Origin of the sequence: Pseudomonas sp. KUIN-1 (assembly GCF_009176725.1) — a bacterium.
In the GTDB taxonomy this organism is placed as follows: domain Bacteria; phylum Pseudomonadota; class Gammaproteobacteria; order Pseudomonadales; family Pseudomonadaceae; genus Aquipseudomonas; species Aquipseudomonas fragariae.
This window is the reverse complement of the sequence record NZ_AP020337.1, coordinates 1,428,537-1,446,656: the sequence shown is the minus strand read 5'-3', so window position 1 is coordinate 1,446,656 and position 18,120 is coordinate 1,428,537. Positions and strand designations below refer to the sequence as shown.

18 protein-coding genes are annotated in these 18,120 nt (G+C 59.8%); 4 read left to right on the top strand and 14 right to left on the bottom strand.

Annotated features, from left to right (window positions below; all coding sequences use genetic code 11):
• Positions 1 to 67: 67 nt before the first annotated feature.
• From xseA to KUIN1_RS06960, 4 genes are all read left to right on the top strand, one after another.
• On the top strand, positions 68 to 1,447 hold the full coding sequence (gene xseA / locus KUIN1_RS06975; RefSeq protein ID WP_162885974.1) for an exodeoxyribonuclease VII large subunit: 1,380 nt from the start codon (positions 68 to 70) through the stop codon (positions 1,445 to 1,447).
• Between the two features lie 7 nt (positions 1,448 to 1,454).
• Complete coding sequence (locus KUIN1_RS06970; protein WP_116886809.1) at positions 1,455 to 2,279, top strand: peptidoglycan DD-metalloendopeptidase family protein; 825 nt, start codon at positions 1,455 to 1,457, stop codon at positions 2,277 to 2,279.
• A gap of 373 nt (positions 2,280 to 2,652) precedes the next feature.
• Entirely contained in the window at positions 2,653 to 4,323 is a 1,671-nt protein-coding gene (gene leuA / locus KUIN1_RS06965) for a 2-isopropylmalate synthase (RefSeq protein ID WP_054092906.1), read from the top strand.
• A 357-nt stretch (positions 4,324 to 4,680) separates the two neighbouring features.
• Positions 4,681 to 5,550, top strand: a complete 870-nt coding sequence (locus KUIN1_RS06960) for an isocitrate lyase/PEP mutase family protein (protein WP_004406462.1) — start codon at positions 4,681 to 4,683, stop codon at positions 5,548 to 5,550.
• Between the two features lie 111 nt (positions 5,551 to 5,661).
• Here the strand turns inward: KUIN1_RS06960 and KUIN1_RS27600 are convergent, their stop codons facing one another.
• From KUIN1_RS27600 to fdx, 14 genes are all read right to left on the bottom strand, one after another.
• Positions 5,662 to 6,108 carry a FlxA-like family protein gene (locus KUIN1_RS27600; RefSeq protein ID WP_004406464.1) on the bottom strand — a complete coding sequence of 149 codons (447 nt, stop codon included), beginning with the start codon at positions 6,106 to 6,108 and terminating at the stop codon, positions 5,662 to 5,664.
• A gap of 59 nt (positions 6,109 to 6,167) precedes the next feature.
• Entirely contained in the window at positions 6,168 to 6,959 is a 792-nt protein-coding gene (locus tag KUIN1_RS06950; protein ID WP_103714987.1) for an amidohydrolase, read from the bottom strand.
• Positions 6,947 to 8,095: a pyridoxal phosphate-dependent aminotransferase gene (locus KUIN1_RS06945; protein WP_011266912.1), complete on the bottom strand. Its 1,149-nt coding sequence runs from the start codon at positions 8,093 to 8,095 to the stop codon at positions 6,947 to 6,949. The genes KUIN1_RS06950 and KUIN1_RS06945 overlap by 13 nt, the downstream gene beginning before the upstream one ends.
• A 109-nt stretch (positions 8,096 to 8,204) precedes the next feature.
• Entirely contained in the window at positions 8,205 to 9,677 is a 1,473-nt protein-coding gene (der, locus tag KUIN1_RS06940) for a ribosome biogenesis GTPase Der (protein WP_011266911.1), read from the bottom strand.
• 138 nt (positions 9,678 to 9,815) lie between these two features.
• A complete protein-coding gene (gene bamB, locus KUIN1_RS06935; RefSeq protein WP_024642815.1) occupies positions 9,816 to 10,970 on the bottom strand; it encodes an outer membrane protein assembly factor BamB in 1,155 nt (384 codons plus the stop codon).
• Positions 10,963 to 11,604, bottom strand: coding sequence for a YfgM family protein (locus tag KUIN1_RS06930; protein ID WP_002552488.1), 642 nt, complete (start codon positions 11,602 to 11,604; stop codon positions 10,963 to 10,965). The genes bamB and KUIN1_RS06930 overlap by 8 nt, the downstream gene beginning before the upstream one ends.
• A 39-nt stretch (positions 11,605 to 11,643) precedes the next feature.
• Positions 11,644 to 12,933 (bottom strand): histidine--tRNA ligase, encoded by a 1,290-nt coding sequence (hisS, locus tag KUIN1_RS06925; RefSeq protein WP_003409119.1) that lies wholly within the window; start codon positions 12,931 to 12,933, stop codon positions 11,644 to 11,646.
• A 22-nt stretch (positions 12,934 to 12,955) separates the two neighbouring features.
• Positions 12,956 to 14,065 carry a flavodoxin-dependent (E)-4-hydroxy-3-methylbut-2-enyl-diphosphate synthase gene (ispG, locus tag KUIN1_RS06920; RefSeq protein WP_004406481.1) on the bottom strand — a complete coding sequence of 370 codons (1,110 nt, stop codon included), beginning with the start codon at positions 14,063 to 14,065 and terminating at the stop codon, positions 12,956 to 12,958.
• 3 nt (positions 14,066 to 14,068) lie between these two features.
• Positions 14,069 to 15,073 (bottom strand): RodZ domain-containing protein, encoded by a 1,005-nt coding sequence (locus KUIN1_RS06915; protein WP_152091897.1) that lies wholly within the window; start codon positions 15,071 to 15,073, stop codon positions 14,069 to 14,071.
• Entirely contained in the window at positions 15,073 to 15,831 is a 759-nt protein-coding gene (pilW, locus tag KUIN1_RS06910) for a type IV pilus biogenesis/stability protein PilW (RefSeq protein ID WP_003409116.1), read from the bottom strand. The genes KUIN1_RS06915 and pilW overlap by 1 nt, the downstream gene beginning before the upstream one ends.
• Positions 15,832 to 15,857: 26 nt before the next feature.
• A complete protein-coding gene (rlmN, locus tag KUIN1_RS06905) occupies positions 15,858 to 17,006 on the bottom strand; it encodes a 23S rRNA (adenine(2503)-C(2))-methyltransferase RlmN (RefSeq protein WP_152091896.1) in 1,149 nt (382 codons plus the stop codon).
• A gap of 33 nt (positions 17,007 to 17,039) precedes the next feature.
• The gene (gene ndk, locus KUIN1_RS06900; protein WP_002552482.1) at positions 17,040 to 17,465 is read right to left on the bottom strand and encodes a nucleoside-diphosphate kinase; all 426 of its coding nucleotides are present in this window, start codon (positions 17,463 to 17,465) and stop codon (positions 17,040 to 17,042) included.
• Between the two features lie 96 nt (positions 17,466 to 17,561).
• The gene (iscX, locus tag KUIN1_RS06895; protein WP_003415412.1) at positions 17,562 to 17,762 is read right to left on the bottom strand and encodes a Fe-S cluster assembly protein IscX; all 201 of its coding nucleotides are present in this window, start codon (positions 17,760 to 17,762) and stop codon (positions 17,562 to 17,564) included.
• A gap of 14 nt (positions 17,763 to 17,776) precedes the next feature.
• Complete coding sequence (gene fdx, locus KUIN1_RS06890; protein WP_003314175.1) at positions 17,777 to 18,118, bottom strand: ISC system 2Fe-2S type ferredoxin; 342 nt, start codon at positions 18,116 to 18,118, stop codon at positions 17,777 to 17,779.
• Positions 18,119 to 18,120 lie beyond the last annotated feature (2 nt).

Genomic DNA, 18,120 nt, shown 5'->3' with positions numbered 1-18,120 from the left:
GCAATCCTGCCTTTACCGACGAGACAGACCTGTGCGCCAGACCGGCATTGCCATTATGATGCCGGACATGATCAAAGACCCTTTCGCAAGACTCGGCCTCGACCGGGAAGTCCTTACTGTCAGCCAGCTCAACGGCCGCGCGCGCGTACTGCTGGAAGACGTGTTCAGCAGCATCTGGGTCGAGGGCGAGATCTCCAACCTCTCGCGCCCGGCGTCGGGCCATGTGTACTTCACGCTGAAGGACTCTGGCGCGCAGGTCCGCTGCGCCTTGTTCCGGCAGAGCGCGGCGCGGGTGCGTCAGGCGCTCAAGGACGGCTTGCAGGTCAAGGTGCGCGGTAAGGTCTCGCTGTTTGAAGGCCGCGGCGACTATCAGTTGATTCTCGATACGGTGGAACCTGCCGGTGACGGTGCATTGCGCCTGGCGTTCGATGCGCTGAAAGCCAAGCTCAGCGACGAAGGCCTGTTCAGCGCCGAGCGCAAGGTCGCTCTGCCGCTGCACCCGCAACGTATCGGGATTATCAGCTCTCCGACCGGTGCGGTGATCCGCGACATCATCAGCGTGTTCCGCCGTCGCGCGCCGCGGGTCGAGCTGACCTTGATTCCCACCGCCGTTCAGGGCCGCGAGGCGATCAACCAGATTGTCCGCGCACTGAAGCTGGCCGACAGCAGAGGCTTCGATGCGCTGATCCTGGCCCGTGGCGGCGGCTCGCTGGAAGACCTGTGGTGCTTCAACGAAGAAGCCGTCGCCCGTGCCATCGACGCCTGCGTAACGCCGATTGTCAGCGCTGTCGGGCATGAAACCGATGTGTCCATCAGCGACTTTGTCGCCGACGTGCGGGCACCGACGCCCTCTGCCGCCGCTGAACTGCTCGCCCCGGACTCCAGCGACCTGCATCGACGCGTCGACAACCTGCACCGGCGACTGGTCAGCCGCATGCAGGACCGTCTGATGCGCGAGCGGCTGCGTCTCGAGGGTATATCCCGGCGTCTGCGTCACCCCGGCGAGCGCTTGCGTCAGCAGTCGCAGCGGCTGGATGACCTGGACATGCGCCTGCGCCGCGCCTTTGAACAGAACATGCATCAACGTCATCTGCGTCTGGCGCATATGCAGAGCCGCCTTGCTGCCCAGCATCCAGGCCGGACCCTGGCTTTTTTACGCCAGCGTCTGGATGCCCTGGCCGAGCGTCTGCCGAGAGCCATTCGCGAACAGATCAAGGCACGCAAGCTGCAACTGCAAAGTCAGGTGCAGACCCTCAACGTAGTCAGCCCGCTTGCCACACTGGGACGCGGTTACAGCATTCTGCTCGACGAGCGCGGCCACGCGATTCGTAACGCTGCACAGACGCAGACAGGCCAACGACTTACCGCCAGGCTCGGCGAAGGCGAACTGCAAGTACGCGTCGAAGACAATCACCTCACACCTGTGACCCTCTCCCTTCTGGACTGACTGCCTGATGCTACGTTTTATCGCCCCGCTGTTCGCCCTGCTGCTCTGTCTTCCCGTTCACGCTGACAGCTTTATTACCCGCGCACTCGACAAACCGGTGCCAGGCGGCGTGGCGGTTGTCGATCTGGGCACTGGCGCTCAGGCACCGACCGCCACCTATCAAGGCAAACCGGTGCTGGTAGTCAAGGAACAGGGCACGCGCTGGCTGGCCATCGTCGGCATTCCACTGACCGTCAAACCCGGCACCCAGCAGGTCACCTCCGGCGGGCGCACGCTCAACTTCACCGTTGGCATCAAGAAATACCCGGAACAGCACATCACGCTCAAGAACAAACGTCAGGTCAATCCCAACCCTGAAGACAACAAACGCATTGAGGGCGAACTGGCCGAGCAACTGCGCGCCTACCGCAGTTTCAGCCCAGGCACGCCAAGCAACCTGATTCTGGACAAGCCGGTCAATGGCCCGTTATCGAGCAAGTTCGGCGTGCGTCGCTTCTTCAATGGCGAAGAGCGCAACCCGCATTCGGGCCTCGACTTCGCGGTGCCGGCCGGCACGCCGATCAAATCCCCGGCAGCGGGCAAGGTCATCCTGACCGGCAATTACTTCTTCAATGGCAACACCGTATTCGTCGATCACGGGCAAGGCTTCATCAGCATGTTTTGCCATATGTCGAAGATCGACGTGAAAGTCGGCGATCTCGTCCCGCGTGGCGGAGTGGTCGGCAAAGTCGGCGCCACAGGTCGCGCAACCGGGCCGCACATGCACTGGAACGTCAGCCTCAACGATGCGCGCGTGGACCCGGCGATCTTCATCGGAGCGTTTCAGCCGTAAGCCTGTTAGTGAGCGAGCGCTACGGCGCTCGCTCACACGCCCCCTCACTTGCGCACATCGCTTTCGAACAACAATAACCCGCACATAACGCTTCAGATACCGCTATAAAAACTCGCCAAAGACGTATTTTCGAGAATTTATTCTAATCTTTTTCAAGTGCTTGCCATCATCCATGCCAATGGTTACGGTTGGCCTCATGAAAACCTCTCAGACCCTTATTCTGTTGCGCCAACACCGGTGCCTCAGCCTGGTCAGCGCCCGACTGCCTGGCTAGCGTGCTGTGCCTCGTCCCTGTGTTCGCAATTCCCTGTGCTATCTATCCAGAACGGCAGGCCGCCCAACCCCGGCCCCGTGAATACAAAAGGATTTCCTGATGACCATGCTCAAAGACCCGTCGAAGAAGTACCGCGCGTTCCCGACCATTGATCTGCCTGACCGTACCTGGCCTTCGAAGACCATCGACGCAGTGCCGATCTGGTGCAGCTCCGATCTGCGCGACGGCAACCAGTCGCTGATCGAACCAATGGACGCGGCCAAGAAGCTGCGCTTCTGGAAAACCCTGGTCAGCGTCGGCGTCAAGGAAATCGAGGCATCCTTTCCATCGGCTTCGCAGACTGACTTCGACTTCGTGCGTACCCTGATCGAAGACGGTCACATCCCGGATGACACCACCATCCAGGTACTGACCCAGGCTCGCGAAGACCTGATCGCCCGCACCTTCGAATCACTGCGCGGCGCCAAGAAAGCCATCGTTCACCTGTATAACGCGACCTGCCCGTCGTTCCGCCGCATTGTCTTCAATCAGGACAAGGCCGGGGTGAAGGAGATCGCGGTCAACGCCGCCAAGCTGTTCGTCAAATACGCAGCGCAGCAGCCGGAAACCCAGTGGACCTTCCAGTACTCGCCGGAGACCTTCAGTGCGACCGAACTGGAATTCGCCAAGGAAGTCTGTGATGCGGTGATCGAGGTGTGGAACCCGACGCCCGAGAACAAGGTGATCCTCAACCTCCCGGCCACCGTGGAAGTGGCGACACCCAACATTTACGCCGACCAGATCGAATGGTTTGGCCGCAACATTACCCGCCGCGACAGCGTGCTGATCAGCCTGCATACCCACAACGACCGCGGCACGGGCGTTGCGGCTACCGAGCTGGGCCTGATGGCCGGCGCGGATCGCGTCGAGGGCTGCCTGTTCGGTAACGGCGAGCGGACCGGTAACGTCGATCTGGTCACCGTGGCGCTGAACCTCTACACCCAGGGCATCAATCCCGGGCTGGACTTCTCGGACATCGACGGCGTGCGCAAGGTCGTCGAAGAGTGCAACCAGATTCCGGTGCACCCACGTCATCCGTACGTTGGCGACCTGGTCCACACCGCCTTCTCTGGCTCGCACCAGGATGCGATTCGCAAGGGTTTCACCCAGCAGAAGGAAGGCGAGTTGTGGGAAGTGCCTTACCTGCCGATCGACCCGGCCGACATCGGTCGCAGCTACGAGGCGGTGATTCGCGTCAACAGCCAGTCAGGCAAAGGTGGCATCGCTTACCTGCTGGAACAGGAATATGGCATTTCCCTGCCACGCCGCATGCAGATCGAGTTCAGCCAGGTGGTTCAGGGTGAAACTGATCGCCTGGGCCTGGAGATGACGGCCGAGCAGATTCACTCGCTGTTGCGTCGTGAATACCTGCAAGCTAACGTTCCTTATGCGCTGATCAGCCATAAGTTGCAGGAAGAGAACGGCAACAGCTCGGTGGATGCCGAGGTGCACGTCGACGGTGAAACCCAGCACTGGCGTGGCAAGGGCAAGGGCGCCCTGGAAGCACTGGTCGCCGGTCTGCCAGTGGCCGTGGAAATCATGGACTACAACGAGCATGCGATCGGTTCGGGTACCACCGCAAAGGCGGCCGCCTACATTGAGCTGCGCGTGAATGGCGAACGCGCCGTGCATGGTGTGGGCATCGATGAAAACATCACCACGGCGAGCTTCCGCGCCCTGTTCAGCGCCCTTAATCGTTCAATCAGTCAGACGCAAGCCAAGGCTGCCTGATTCGATAGCCGGATGGCGGACGCAGGTCCGCCATCCGCAGCGCCCGCTTCCCTCCCCCGCCTCACGCTGCACCTGCCTCTTGCATTCCGCGCATGACCCTGCCTGTTTCGGCATAATCTTTTTCATTTATGCTGTGGTAGCATGCTGCCCTTACTCCAGAGTTCGCCCAATCCAACAGCAATTCATATGCTGACGATGCCTGCTCGGACTTACCTGCCAGCTGCACCTTTCCTATAAAACCAAGACGACTATTGCATTGATTTCCGGACGAAAAGAATGCTCGGGCAGACCCACCGTGCATTGAAATTACCATCGGCCTCGGTACGCTGAGCTGATCCAATCACATTTGGAGCGATTATGCCCAAGGCTTCCCATCAAGATTTGCGCCGCAGCTTCCGTGCGCTCACCTCGTCGAACGCTTGCTTTCACACAGCCTCGGTGTTCGACCCCATGTCAGCGCGAATCGCAGCGGATCTGGGCTTTGAAGTAGGCATCCTCGGCGGCTCCGTGGCGTCGCTGCAAGTCCTGGCAGCCCCTGACTTCGCCCTGATCACCCTGAGTGAATTCGTTGAACAGGCCACGCGCATCGGCCGTGTCGCACAGCTCCCGGTCATCGCGGACGCAGACCATGGTTATGGCAATGCCCTTAACGTCATGCGCACCGTTGTCGAACTGGAACGTGCCGGTATTTCTGCACTGACGATTGAAGATACCCTGCTGCCGGCGCAGTTCGGACGCAAATCCACGGACCTGATTTCCACTGCAGAAGGTGTTGGCAAGATCCGCGCAGCGCTGGAAGCACGTGTCGATCCGGAGATGTCGATCTTTGCCCGCACCAATGCGGCAATTATCCCGGTTCAGGAAGCCATCAGCCGTGTGCAGCAATACCAGGCTGCCGGAGCTGACGGCATTACCATCGTCGGCATTCGTGACTTCGATCACCTGGCGCAGATATCCGAAGGTGTGACCGTGCCGCTGATGCTGGTGACGTACGGCAACCCGGAACTGCACGACAACGCGCGCCTTGCCGAGATGGGTGTGAGGGTCTGCGTACATGGCCACGCAGCGTACTTCGCCGCGATCAAGGCCACCTACGATTGCCTGCGCGAACAGCGCCAGATCCTGGGCAACGAATCGAACATGAGCGCAACCGAACTGACCCACACCTATACGCAGCCTGAAGACTACGTAGAGTGGGCCCGCAAGTTCATGAACGTGAACGAGTGACAGGCAACGCCGGACGCTGCGCCGCCTGATCGGAGGCAGACGCAGCTGAATGCCCACGCAACACTGTGAGTGGGCATGATGAGCGTCACTTCGGACGCTCATCAGGAGGGATCACGCAGTGGTGTTCACGCCACCTTCAGTCTCCAATTGCAACAACGAGGCCTGCAAGGTCTGCAGGTTGGCACTGGTGCTCGCTATCTGACCCTGAATCGCCATGGATTTCTGGGCCTTTTCTTCCGCCGTGCCTTTGCTGCTTTGTGCGGCAGCCAACTGCGCTTTCTGCTCGGCGAGTTGTTTCTGAGCGTCCTTGATCTGCTGCTTTATTTGCTCGATGGTCTGATTGAGAGACGACTCGCTGGAGCCACCCACGCTGCCGCCGCCACCCGCCGCACCGGCCTTGCCACCTTCGGTGGATGCCTGATCAGAGCTTTTCTCTGTTTCGGTAGTCGTGGTGGCGGCAGCAGCAGTGGCCTTGGCTGTTTCAGCCTCGGTAGGTTTAATCGCTAACGTCAACGAGCTCGAGTAACTGTTCAGCGTGGATGTATTGATGGTAGTCATGGCGGTCTCCAGGAATTCTGGAGAAGCTATCGGCCGACCAGAAACATTCTGAAGTACCTTTATTCAATATTAAATGAATCAGCATCCAGCCCGGCTGGAAACCGTGTGCGATAGGCATGCAAGTCTGCCGCGCTGAGCGTCGCCTTGAACACTCCGTCCGCTTCGCCCACGCTCAACAGGCTCTCGCCCTGGAAATCCAGAACCTGACTGTCACCAGTGTAAGCGAAGCCCTTGCCGTCCGATCCGACCCGGTTGACTGCCGCCACATAGCACAGGTTTTCAATGGCTCTGGCAGGCAGCAAGCGATTCCAGTGCAGACGCCGCGCACCCGGCCAGTTGGCGGTGTACAGCAACAGGTCGGTGTCCTGAGCGTCACGGCTCCAGACCGGAAAGCGCAGGTCATAGCAGATCAGCGGCCGTACACGCCAGCCGTTGAGTTCAAACATGACCTGGCGATCGCCCGGCGTGTAATGCTCGTGCTCTCCGGCCATGCGAAACAGGTGGCGCTTGTCGTAATGCAGCAGCGCACCATCCGGTCGCGCCCACAGCAAGCGGTTGCGATGACTGCCATCGGCAGCGCGGATCATGACGCTGCCGGTCACCACGGCGTTGATACGCCTGGCCTGCGCCAGTAGCCATGCCGATGTAGGCCCGGCTTCCGGTTCTGACAGGGCCTCGGACTCCATCGAGAATCCGGTGGTGAACATCTCTGGCAGGATCACCAGGTCCGCGCCGCGCGCCTGATCCAGCAATGGCTCGAAATGCTCGAGATTGGCCTCGCGATCATGCCACGCCAGCGTGGTCTGGATCAGCGCGAGGTTGAGGTTCGGCAGCCCGCTTAGATCGCGCATAGTTTCTCCGCCGCCTGACGCAACGTCTCTTCCTGTTTGGCAAAGCACAGGCGGATCAGGCGCTGCCCTGCTGGCGGGCTCTGGTAGAACACAGAAATCGGAATGCTCGCCACACCGTGTTCACGGGTCATCCACAAGGCCATGTCGACATCGTTGAGGTCGGGCCTGATCTGCGAGTAATCGACCAACTGGAAATAAGTCCCGCCCACCGGCCGGAAGCTGAAACGCGACTCGGCCAGATGACCACAGAAAAAGTCGCGCTTGGCCTGATAAAAGCCTGGCAGTTCATCGACATGCTCCGGGTGTTCGGCCATGAAGTCGGCCAACGCGTACTGCAAAGGCGTGACACCGCAGAAGCTCACATACTGATGCACCTTGCGCAACTCGGCGCTCAATGCTGGCGGCGCGACCACATAGCCGGTTTTCCAGCCAGTGACGTGATACGTCTTGCCGAACGAGCTGACGACGAAGGCGCGCTGATACAACGCTTCGTGATCAAGCACACTGACATGGCGTGCGCCGTCGAACACCAGGTGCTCATAGACTTCGTCGCTGAGCAGGTAGATGTCGCGATCGGCAATCAGTGCGGCCAGCCGATCGAGCTCTGCACGGCTGATCAACGCGCCGCTGGGGTTGTGCGGGCTGTTGATGACGATCATGCGGGTGCGCGGGCTCAGCGCATCGCTGAGCTTTTGCCAGTCGATGGAGAAGTCATCCAGCCCCAGTTGCACATGCACGCAGCGCCCACCGGCCAGTTCGACGGCAGGCTCGTAGCTGTCATAGCAAGGGTCGAAAATGATCACTTCGTCGCCAGCGCGAATAACGCTGTGGATCGCGCAGAAAATCGCCTGCGTGGCACCCGGTGTGATGGTGATTTCGCTGTCCGGATTGACCGTACGCCCATAGCTGCGGGCGATCTTTGCCGCGACTTGCTGACGAAGCGCAGGCAGGCCGGTCATCGGTGAGTATTGGTTATGGCCTTGAGTGACGTGTCGGCAGACTGCATCACGCAGCGCCTGCGGCCCGTCAAAATCGGGAAACCCCTGGGACAGGTTGATAGCCCCGGTTTCGGCGGCCAGCTGTGACATGACGGTGAAGATAGTGGTGCCCACGTTGGGCAACTTGCTGTCGATCATGGAACCCTTTCCCTGCAATCTCCCGGCACCGGGCGGCACGGGTCAGGCAGGATAGCCCATTAAACGGACACAAAAAAAGGCGCCGAAGCGCCTTTTTCCCGATGCTGACTCAGCGCTTGTCGCGGCGCTTCTTGTCGGCCTTCTTGTGGTGCGACATCATCCGACGCTTCTTGTTGACCTGACGGTCAGTGAGCGTGTTCTTGTTGCCTTCATACGGGTTCTCGCCGCCCTTGAACTCGATACGGATCGGCGTACCGACCAGTTTGAGCACACGCCGATACGTGTTTTCCAGATAACGGACGTAGGACTTGGGTACCTTCTCGACCTGGTTACCGTGGATTACGATCAGCGGCGGGTTGGCACCCCCCAGGTGAGCGTAGCGCAGCTTGATGCGGCGGCTGCCGACCATCGGTGGCGCATGCTCGCTGACTGCATCTTCGAGAATCTGGGTCAGGCGGCTGGTTGGCCAGCGCGTTACCGCGGACTTGAACGAGTTCTGTACCGACTGATACAGGTTGCCCACGCCCGTGCCATGCATGGCCGAGATAAAGTGGATGTCGGCGAAGTCGACGAAGAACAACCGGCGCTCCAGTTCGATCTTCACGAAATCGCGTTCGCCCGGCGTCATGCCGTCCCACTTGTTCAGCGCGATGACCAGCGCACGACCCGCTTCAAGGGCGAAGCCCAGCAGGTTCAGGTCGTGGTCGACCACACCTTCGCGGGCGTCCATCACAAAGATCACCACGTTGGCGTCCTTGATGGCCTGCAGCGTCTTGACCACCGAGAACTTTTCGACTTCCTCGTGGATCTTGCCGCGCTTGCGCACACCGGCGGTGTCGATCAGCGTGTACTTCTCTTCGTTACGCTCGAAGGGAATGTAGATACTGTCGCGCGTGGTGCCTGGCTCGTCATAGACGATAACCCGGTCTTCACCCAGCATGCGGTTGACCAGCGTCGACTTGCCGACGTTGGGACGACCGATGATGGCGATCTTGATGCCGTCCTTCTCGCTCGGGCCGGGGATGCGCTTGGCTTCCTGACCTTCGGCGACTTCTTCGACCTCAACGCCCTCTTCAGGCTCATCCTCGTCCCTGGGGAATTCCCGCAGGGCGATTTCGAGCATCTGCGAGATGCCACGGCCGTGGGCACCGGCCACCGGAATGGCGTCGCCCAGACCCATCGGGCTGAACTCGGCACGCGCCAGGTTCTCGTCGATGTTGTCGATCTTGTTGGCAACCACGTAGGAACGCTTGTTGCGCTTGCGCAGGTGCTCACCAATCATCTGATCAGCAGCGGTGTAGCCCGCACGGGCGTCCACCAGAAACAGCACCACATCGGCTTCTTCAATGGCCAGCAGCGACTGCTCGGCCATCTTTTCGTCCATGCCATGCTCGTCACCGGAGATACCGCCGGTGTCGATCAGAATATAGGAGCGCCCTTGCCACTTCGCCTCTCCGTATTGGCGATCACGGGTAAGACCGGACAGATCGCCGACAATGGCGTCGCGAGTCCTGGTCAGGCGGTTGAACATGGTGGACTTGCCGACGTTCGGTCGACCCACCAGGGCGATTACGGGAACCATGCGGCTCTCCACTTCGTTATTTCAGAAAATACAAAAGCCGCTGCAGGGCAGCGGCCGGAGTTCGGGGCGATGCCACAAAGGCACCGCAGCCTTGCCGAAGCAAGGGCACCCGGGGCCATTGGCCCCGGGCATGGACACTTATTGCTTGATGGTCAGGGCTTCCAGTTTGCCGCTGTTGCCATACACGTAAATCATGTCCCCAACCACCAGCGGACGCGCACGCAGGCCGTCGCTGTCGATACGTTCGCGACCGACAAAACGACCATCCACCTGGCTCAACAGGTGCAGGTAGCCTTCCATGTCACCGACCGCTACGTAGCTGGAATACACTTCCGGCGCGCCGAGCTGGCGGCGAGCCAGTGATTCGTTGCTCCACAGTGCAGAGGACGAACGCTCGTCGATACCTTCGACAGTACCGGAGGCCAGAGTGGCATAGACGCTGCCAAAGCCCTGGGCGACACCCGAGTAGCTCGAAGCATCACGCTGCCAGAGCACACGACCGCTTTCCAGATCGAGACCGGCGACGCGCCCCTGATAGGTAGCGACGTACAGCGTACCGCCGGACAGCAACAGGCCGCCGTCGATATCGACGACACGATCCAGTTCCGAGCGGCCTTGCGGGATGGCAACACGCTGTTCCCAGATCGGCACGCCGTTGGTGATATCCAGAGCGACGACCTTGCCGGTCGACAGACCCGCTACGGCAAGACGGTTGGTTGCCAGCGGAGCACCCGTGCCGCGCAGGGTCAGCACCGCCGGCGTACTTTCGTAGATCCAGAGCTGCGAACCGGTAGAAGCGTCGAAACCGACGATGCGGTCATCCTGAGTCTGGACAACGACCACAGAACCGTTGGTGGCCGGCGGAGCCAGCACTTCACTGGTCACGTGGGCGCGCCACTTTTCCTCACCGGACGTGGCGTCCATGGCAATCACTTCACCCTTGAGGGTGCCGATCATTACCAGGCCATAGCCCACGCCGACTGCACCGGAAACGGGCAGATCGAGATCCTTCTTCCAGATCACGTCGCCAGTCAGACGATCCAGCGACACGACTTCGCCCGTGACGTCCGCCGCATAGATGCGGTCGCCGTCAATGGCTGGCACGAGCATGTTGTAAGTCTTGCCCTGGCCGTCGCCAACGGAACGGCTCCACTGCTTGTGCAGAACCACTTCTTCTTTGAAGTCGGTCAGCTCGGCCGGAGGCAATTCCTTTTTGCTGTTGCTGCTGCAACCCGCGGCCAGAATGGCCAGAGCCAGCAATGCTGCATGTTTCCAACGAATCACGTCACGCATCCCCTTTCGCCAGATCGTCGAGCTTCATTTGCAGGCCACCCACTGCTGCGTCTTCGGACAGAGCAGATTTGGCCTTTTGGTATGCAGCATACGCCTCGTCGGTACGACCCAGCTGTACCAGCAGGTCACCCTTGAGTTCTTCACGACTGGCGAGGAAAGCCTTGTCGGCATCGCCGTCGAGCAGCTTCAGCGCGTCATCGGTCTTGTTCTGCGCAGCCAGCACGCGTGCCAGACGCTGACGGGCAATCTCGCCCAGCGTGTCGTTGGCAGGCTTGTCGGCCACGGTTTTCAGCTCGGCTGCAGCATCATCCAGCTTGCCGGCATCGACCGCCACCTTGGCGACGAACAGGCTACCGAACTGTGCGTAGGTAGTGCCACCGAATTCGCTTTTCAGTTTGCCGGAGATCTCGGCGACACGTGCGGTGTCTGCCTGGCCACTGGGCGTCAGTGCGGTTTCCAGCAATTGCTGATAAAGCATCGAGGCGCCTTGCGACTGGCTGGCTTGATACCTGTGCCAGAACTGCCAACCCAGAACCACGACCAGCGCAAGCAGACCGCCGGTCAACAGAGGTTTGCCGTTGCGCTGCCACCAGTCCTTCATTACCGCCAGCTCTTCATCTTCGGTACCCGACACCCCAATACTCCTATTCGCTAAACGGCTGTTAAATCAGCTTCAACCCTGCACGACGCAGGAGGCCAGGTGCTCTGACAGAGCATCCCAGGCAATATTTTGTTGTTCACCCTGGCCACGCAGGGGTTTGACGCCAATGACCTTCGCCGCCAGTTCTTCTTCGCCGAGGATCAGCGCGTACAGCGCACCGCTCTTGTCGGCTTTCTTGAACTGGCTTTTGAAGCTGCCGGCACCGGCGTTGACCTGCAACCGCAGAGTCGGCAGCTGATCACGCACCTTTTCGGTCAGTGCCAGCGCAGCCAGCTCGGCGGCTTCGCCAAATGCGCACAGGTAGACATCGACCTGACGGGCAATCTCTTCCGGCACCTGCTCGAGGGTTTCGAGCAGCAGCACCAGTCGCTCGATGCCCATCGCGAAACCGACGCCTGCAGTAGGCTTGCCGCCCATCTGCTCGACCAGACCGTCGTAACGACCGCCCGCACAGACCGTACCCTGGGCACCGAGCTGGTCGGTGACCCACTCGAAAACGGTCTTGCTGTAGTAATCCAGGCCACGCACCAGCTTGGGATTGATCACATAAGGAATACCGGCGGCATCCAGACGGGCCTTCAGGCCTTCGAAGTGAACGCGGGATTCGTCATCCAGGTAGTCCGCCAGTTTCGGCGCATCGACCAGCACAGCCTGGGTTTCAGGATGCTTGGTGTCCAGCACGCGCAGCGGGTTGGTTTTCAGGCGGCGCTGGCTGTCTTCGTCCAGTTGGTCGAGACGTGCCGAGAGGTATTCGACCAGCGCCTCGCGATAACGCGCACGCGCCTCGCTGGTGCCCAGGCTGTTCAGCTCGAGCTTGACGGCGTTGCGAATGCCCAGCAGGCCCCACAGGCGCCAGGTCATGACAATCAGTTCGGCATCGATATCCGGGCCGTCCAGGTTGAAGACCTCGACACCGATCTGGTGAAACTGACGATAACGGCCTTTCTGCGGACGCTCGTGACGGAACATCGGACCGATGTACCACAGTTTCTGAACCTGGCCGCCGCCGGTGATGCCGTGCTCGAGGACCGCACGCACGCACGCGGCAGTGCCTTCAGGGCGCAGGGTCAGAGAGTCGCCGTTGCGGTCGGCGAAGGTGTACATCTCTTTCTCGACGATATCGGTCACTTCACCGATGGAGCGCTTGAACAGCTCGGTGAATTCGACGATAGGCATACGAATCTGCCGGTAACCGTAGTTATCCAGCAGACGGGCAACAGTGCCTTCGAAGTGACGCCACAGCGGCGTCTGCTCGGGCAGAATGTCGTTCATGCCACGAATGGCTTGTAGAGACTTACTCACAGAAAATCCTTAGCAATCCGGGTTAGCCGCGCACGATGACCGAGGCGTCGGCTTCGGCTTTTTCAGCCGCTTTCTCGCGAATCAAGCGTTCCAGCTCATTCACGAGATTATCATTGGTCAGTTTCTGCGCGGGTTTGCCGTCGATGTAGATCAGGTTCGGCGTGCCACCGGTCAGGCCGATGTGCGCCTCTTTGGCTTCGCCCGGACCATTGACCACACAACCGATCACCGCGACGTCGAGCGGCACCAGCAAATCCTCGAGTCGACCTTCCAGCTCGTTCATGGTCTTGACCACATCGAAGTTCTGCCGCGAGCAGCTCGGACAGGCGATGAAGTTGATTCCACGCGAACGAAGGCGCAACGATTTGAGAATGTCGTACCCGACCTTCACTTCCTCGACCGGGTCAGCCGCCAGCGAGATGCGGATAGTATCGCCAATTCCTTCGGCAAGCAGCATACCGAGACCGACAGCCGATTTCACCGTACCCGAACGCAAGCCACCGGCTTCGGTGATGCCCAGGTGCAGCGGCTGAACGATCTCCTTGGCCAGCAGCCGATAGGCCGCGACCGCCATGAACACATCGGAAGCCTTGACGCTGACCTTGAAGTCCTGAAAGTTCAGGCGTTGCAGATGCTCGACATGGCGCAGCGCAGACTCTACCAGGGCCTCTGGCGTGGGCTCGCCGTACTTCTTCTGCAGGTCTTTTTCCAGCGAACCGGCATTGACGCCGATACGGATCGGGATGCCCCGATCACGTGCAGCATCGACCACCGCCCGCACACGGTCTTCGCGACCGATGTTGCCCGGGTTGATACGCAGACAGTCGACGCCCAGCTCCGCCACACGCAAGGCGATGCGGTGATCGAAGTGAATGTCGGCGACCAGCGGCACCTTGACCAGTTGCTTGATGCGGCCGAATGCTTCGGCAGCGTCCATGTCCGGCACCGAAACACGCACGATGTCGACACCCGCCGCTTCCAGACGATTGATCTGTGCCACGGTAGCGGCGACATCGTTGGTATCGCTGTTGGTCATGCTCTGCACCGCGATCGGCGCATCACCGCCTACCGGTACGGAACCGACCCATATTTTCCGGGATTCGCGACGCTTGATTGGAGATTCGCCGTGCATGACTTATTGCCCTAGCTTCAGGCGAGCAGTTTCGCCGCTGGTAAAAGGTGCTACATCCACAGGCTGACCGTTGTAGCTGACCTGCGCACCGCGCGCGTAGCCCAGACGCAGGGTCAACGGCGGCTTGCCGTTGACATCCAGGCTCTCGCCCTTGCGCTTGAGACCGCTGACCAGCACTTTGCCGTTTCCGTCAGTGACCTGGGTCCAGCAATCGGCAACGAACTGTACGGTCACCTGACCGGCACCTGCCATGACAGGCGCTGGCTGCTCGGCAGGTGCAGTCGGCATCGACGGCACGTTCGGCGCAGCAACGGGTGCTTGAGGCGCGCTCGCCGGTGGCGTAGCGGCAGCAGGTGTCTGTGGTTGTGCGGTTGCGTGACCTGTGACGCTGGAAGCCGGGGCCGCAGGCGCAGCAGCGGGCGCCTCACTGGCAGGCGCACCGGTATTCAACGGCAAGGAAGTTTGTCCAGAGGCAGGCGTTTCAGCCACAGCAGGCTCTTCCGGTTCGTCAAGCGGGTGAATCTGCGTGGTGCCATCCGCGCTTTCGACTTCGACGTGCTCCATGTTCAGCCCGGACTGATCCTTGCCGCGCAAGGTCGCCTGATCCTGCCACCAGAAGAAACCGCCGCCGACCAGAATCACCAGCAACAGCAGGCTGACGATACGCAGAATATTGTGCGACAGCCTGACCGGCTCTTCGATACGGCCCAGCGCGTGAACCGAACTGCCTTTACCGTCGGTGCCGGTGAACTGGTCGAACCGCTCGACCAGCGCCGCCTGATCAAGATCAAGCAGTTTGGCGTAGGCACGCACATAACCCCGGGCAAACGTATGCCCGGGCAGCTTTTCAAACTGGCCGTTCTCCAGATTGGTCAGGGAGGTCACGGTGAGATTCAGTCTCAAGGCCACATCTGGCAGCGACCAGCTCCTGCTCTCGCGGGCCTGGCGCAGGGTTTCTCCAGGATTCACGCGATTGGTTGCTACAACTTCGGGATGCGCCGCTTTCATCATTGCTCCGACAGGTATTGCTGATATTCCGGCGTACCGGGATAGAGTCTTTTCAACAGCAGGCCAAAGCTGGCCGCCTTGTTACGATCATCATATATCTTCGCCAGCCGCGTACCGAGCAATAGACTACGTGCATTTTGCTCGCTGAGCTGGCTAAAACGGTCGTAATAGTCACGCGCCGGCACATATTGCTTGTCTTCGTAGGACAGCTGAGCCATTTCCAGCAAGGATAACGGCAACTGACGGTCCAGGCGCAATGCCTTGGTAAAATGCTCGCGAGCCTGCTCGCGGTTGCCCAGTTTCAGCGAGGTCATGCCCAGGCTTTCAAAAACCCGTGACCGCTCAGGATACAGGTTGTCGGCAGCCGCCTGTTCAAAACGCTCGTAGGCTTCCTTATAACGCTTTTGTTCGAAAAGAAAACTGCCGTAATTGTTGACGATGCGTGTTTCGTTATTGCTGGCAGCCAACGCCTTGCGAAAGTACTGCTCTGCCAGCTCCGGCTCCATCTCTGTCTGGAACACCAGGGCCAGCGCGGCGTTGGCCTGCGCATCGGAACTGTCGAGCTCGAGCGCCTTTTTCAGCGGAACCTTGGCGCGCTCGGTCTGCCCCTGCTGAAAGTAACCCAGCCCGAGCTGCACATATGCCTTGCGCGCTTCCTCGCGCCCCTGGGCCGTCGTCAGCGGGTTGACGTTGCCGGTGGACACGCACGCTGTCAGCAAGACGACAACACAGAGCAGCAGCGAGGCACGCACAGGCATGGGGTCTCTCTCGGTCAGGTTCGCAGTCAGGTTCGAGTCACCGCGACAGGGGCCGCATCGGCCTCGGCGCTCAACTCACGCACGGTTATATAGCGTTCGCTACGGCGTGTGCGGTCCATCACCTGCCCGACCAATTGGCCGCATGCAGCATCGATGTCTTCACCACGCGTGGTGCGCACAGTGACGTTATAACCGGCCTGATGCAACAGGTCCTGAAAACGACGTATCGCGTTATTGCTGGGACGCTCGTAACCGGAGTGCGGAAACGGGTTGAACGGGATCAGGTTGATCTTGCAAGGTGTGTCCTTGAGCAGCTCGATCATCTCGACCGCGTGCTCTACCTTGTCGTTGATGTCCTTGAGCATGGTGTACTCGATGGTGAGCACACGCTTTTCGCCCAGACTGGACATGTAGCGACGGCAGGACTCGAGAAGCATTTTCAACGGGTATTTCTTGTTGATCGGCACCAGCTGGTTGCGCAGCGCATCGTTCGGTGCGTGCAGCGACAAGGCCAGGGACACGTCGATGTGCTTGGAAAGCTCATCGATCATCGGTACCACACCGGAAGTGGACAAGGTCACCCGGCGTTTGGAAATGCCATACCCCAGGTCATCCATCATCAGATGCATGGCGGCAATGACATTGTCGAAGTTCAGCAGCGGCTCACCCATGCCCATCATCACCACGTTGGTGATGGCACGGTCGACGGTCGCCGGGACGCTGCCAAAGGATTTGTTGGCAATCCACACCTGACCGATGACTTCGGCGGCGGTGAGGTTGCTGTTGAAGCCTTGCTTGCCCGTGGAGCAGAAACTGCAATCCAGGGCACAGCCCGCCTGGGACGAAACACACAAGGTGCCACGCTTGCCCTGCGGAATATAGACGGTCTCGACACAGCTGCCGGACTCTACGCGCACCACCCATTTACGGGTGCCGTCGCTGGAGATGTCCTCGCTGACCACTTCAGGACCGCGAACCTCAGCACAGGCCTTGAGCTTTTCGCGCAGGGCCTTGCTGACGTTCGTCATCGCGTCGAAATCGTCGACGCCGAAGTGGTGAATCCACTTCATGACCTGACCGGCACGGAAGCGCTTCTCCCCGATAGAGTCGAAGAATTTCTCCATTTCCTGTTGAGTCAGCCCCAGCAGGTTGGTTTTACCAGTCGATGCAATCATGAATTCACCCTTCACTCGTCAGTCAAAAATGACTTAGCGAGCGGTTACTTCGGTAGCTGCGAAGAAGTACGAGATTTCGCGAGCGGCGGCTGCTTCGGAATCGGAGCCGTGAACAGCGTTGGCGTCGATGGAATCAGCGAAGTCAGCACGGATGGTGCCGGCAGCCGCTTCTTTAGGGTTGGTAGCGCCCATCAGCTCACGGTTCAGAGCGATAGCGTTTTCGCCTTCCAGAACCTGAACGACAACCGGACCGGAGATCATGAAAGCAACCAGGTCGCCGAAGAAACCGCGAGCGCTGTGCTCAGCGTAGAAACCTTCAGCTTCGGCCTTGGACAGTTGCTTCAGCTTGGAAGCGACAACGCGCAGACCGGCTTTTTCGAAACGAGTGGTGATCTCGCCGATTACGTTCTTGGCAACGGCGTCAGGCTTGATGATGGAGAAAGTACGTTGAACAGCCATGGTGAAACTCCAGAAGCAGTGATTGAAGCGAAAAATTAAACCCGCGAATTATACGCGGGTTCTGGTGTATTGCCTAACTGCGCGCGTTACTGAACGTCAATCCAGCTCTTCGATCCACAATGTCTGGATCGCTTCCAGGACCTTTTCCCCGCTGCGGTCCGGATGGTCATCGAATTCAGGCAAGGCCATGACCAGACCACGCAGCCTGGGGAAGCTCACGGTGAGCGGATTTACCTCCGGGTGGCTTTCAGCCAGCTGGATGGCGATTTCCTGAACATCAACCCATTTGAGACTCATGAGCAATCCTTGAATCAGTGCGGCGCTTCAGCGGCATGGTTGAGCGAATACTTGGGTATTTCGACGGTGAGGTCTTCGTTGCCGACAATGGCCTGACAGGACAGACGCGACTGCGGCTCCAGCCCCCACGCCTTGTCGAGCATGTCTTCTTCAAGCTCATCGGCTTCATTCAGCGAATTGAACCCTTCGCGAATGACGCAATGGCAGGTAGTGCACGCACACACGCCACCACAGGCGCTTTCAATCTCGATGTGGTGCTCGTGGGCAATGTCGAGAATAGACGTGCCGGGCTCCACTTCTACAACCAGCCCGTCCGGGCAATGCTCGGCGTGGGGCAGAAAAATCACCTGCGGCATCA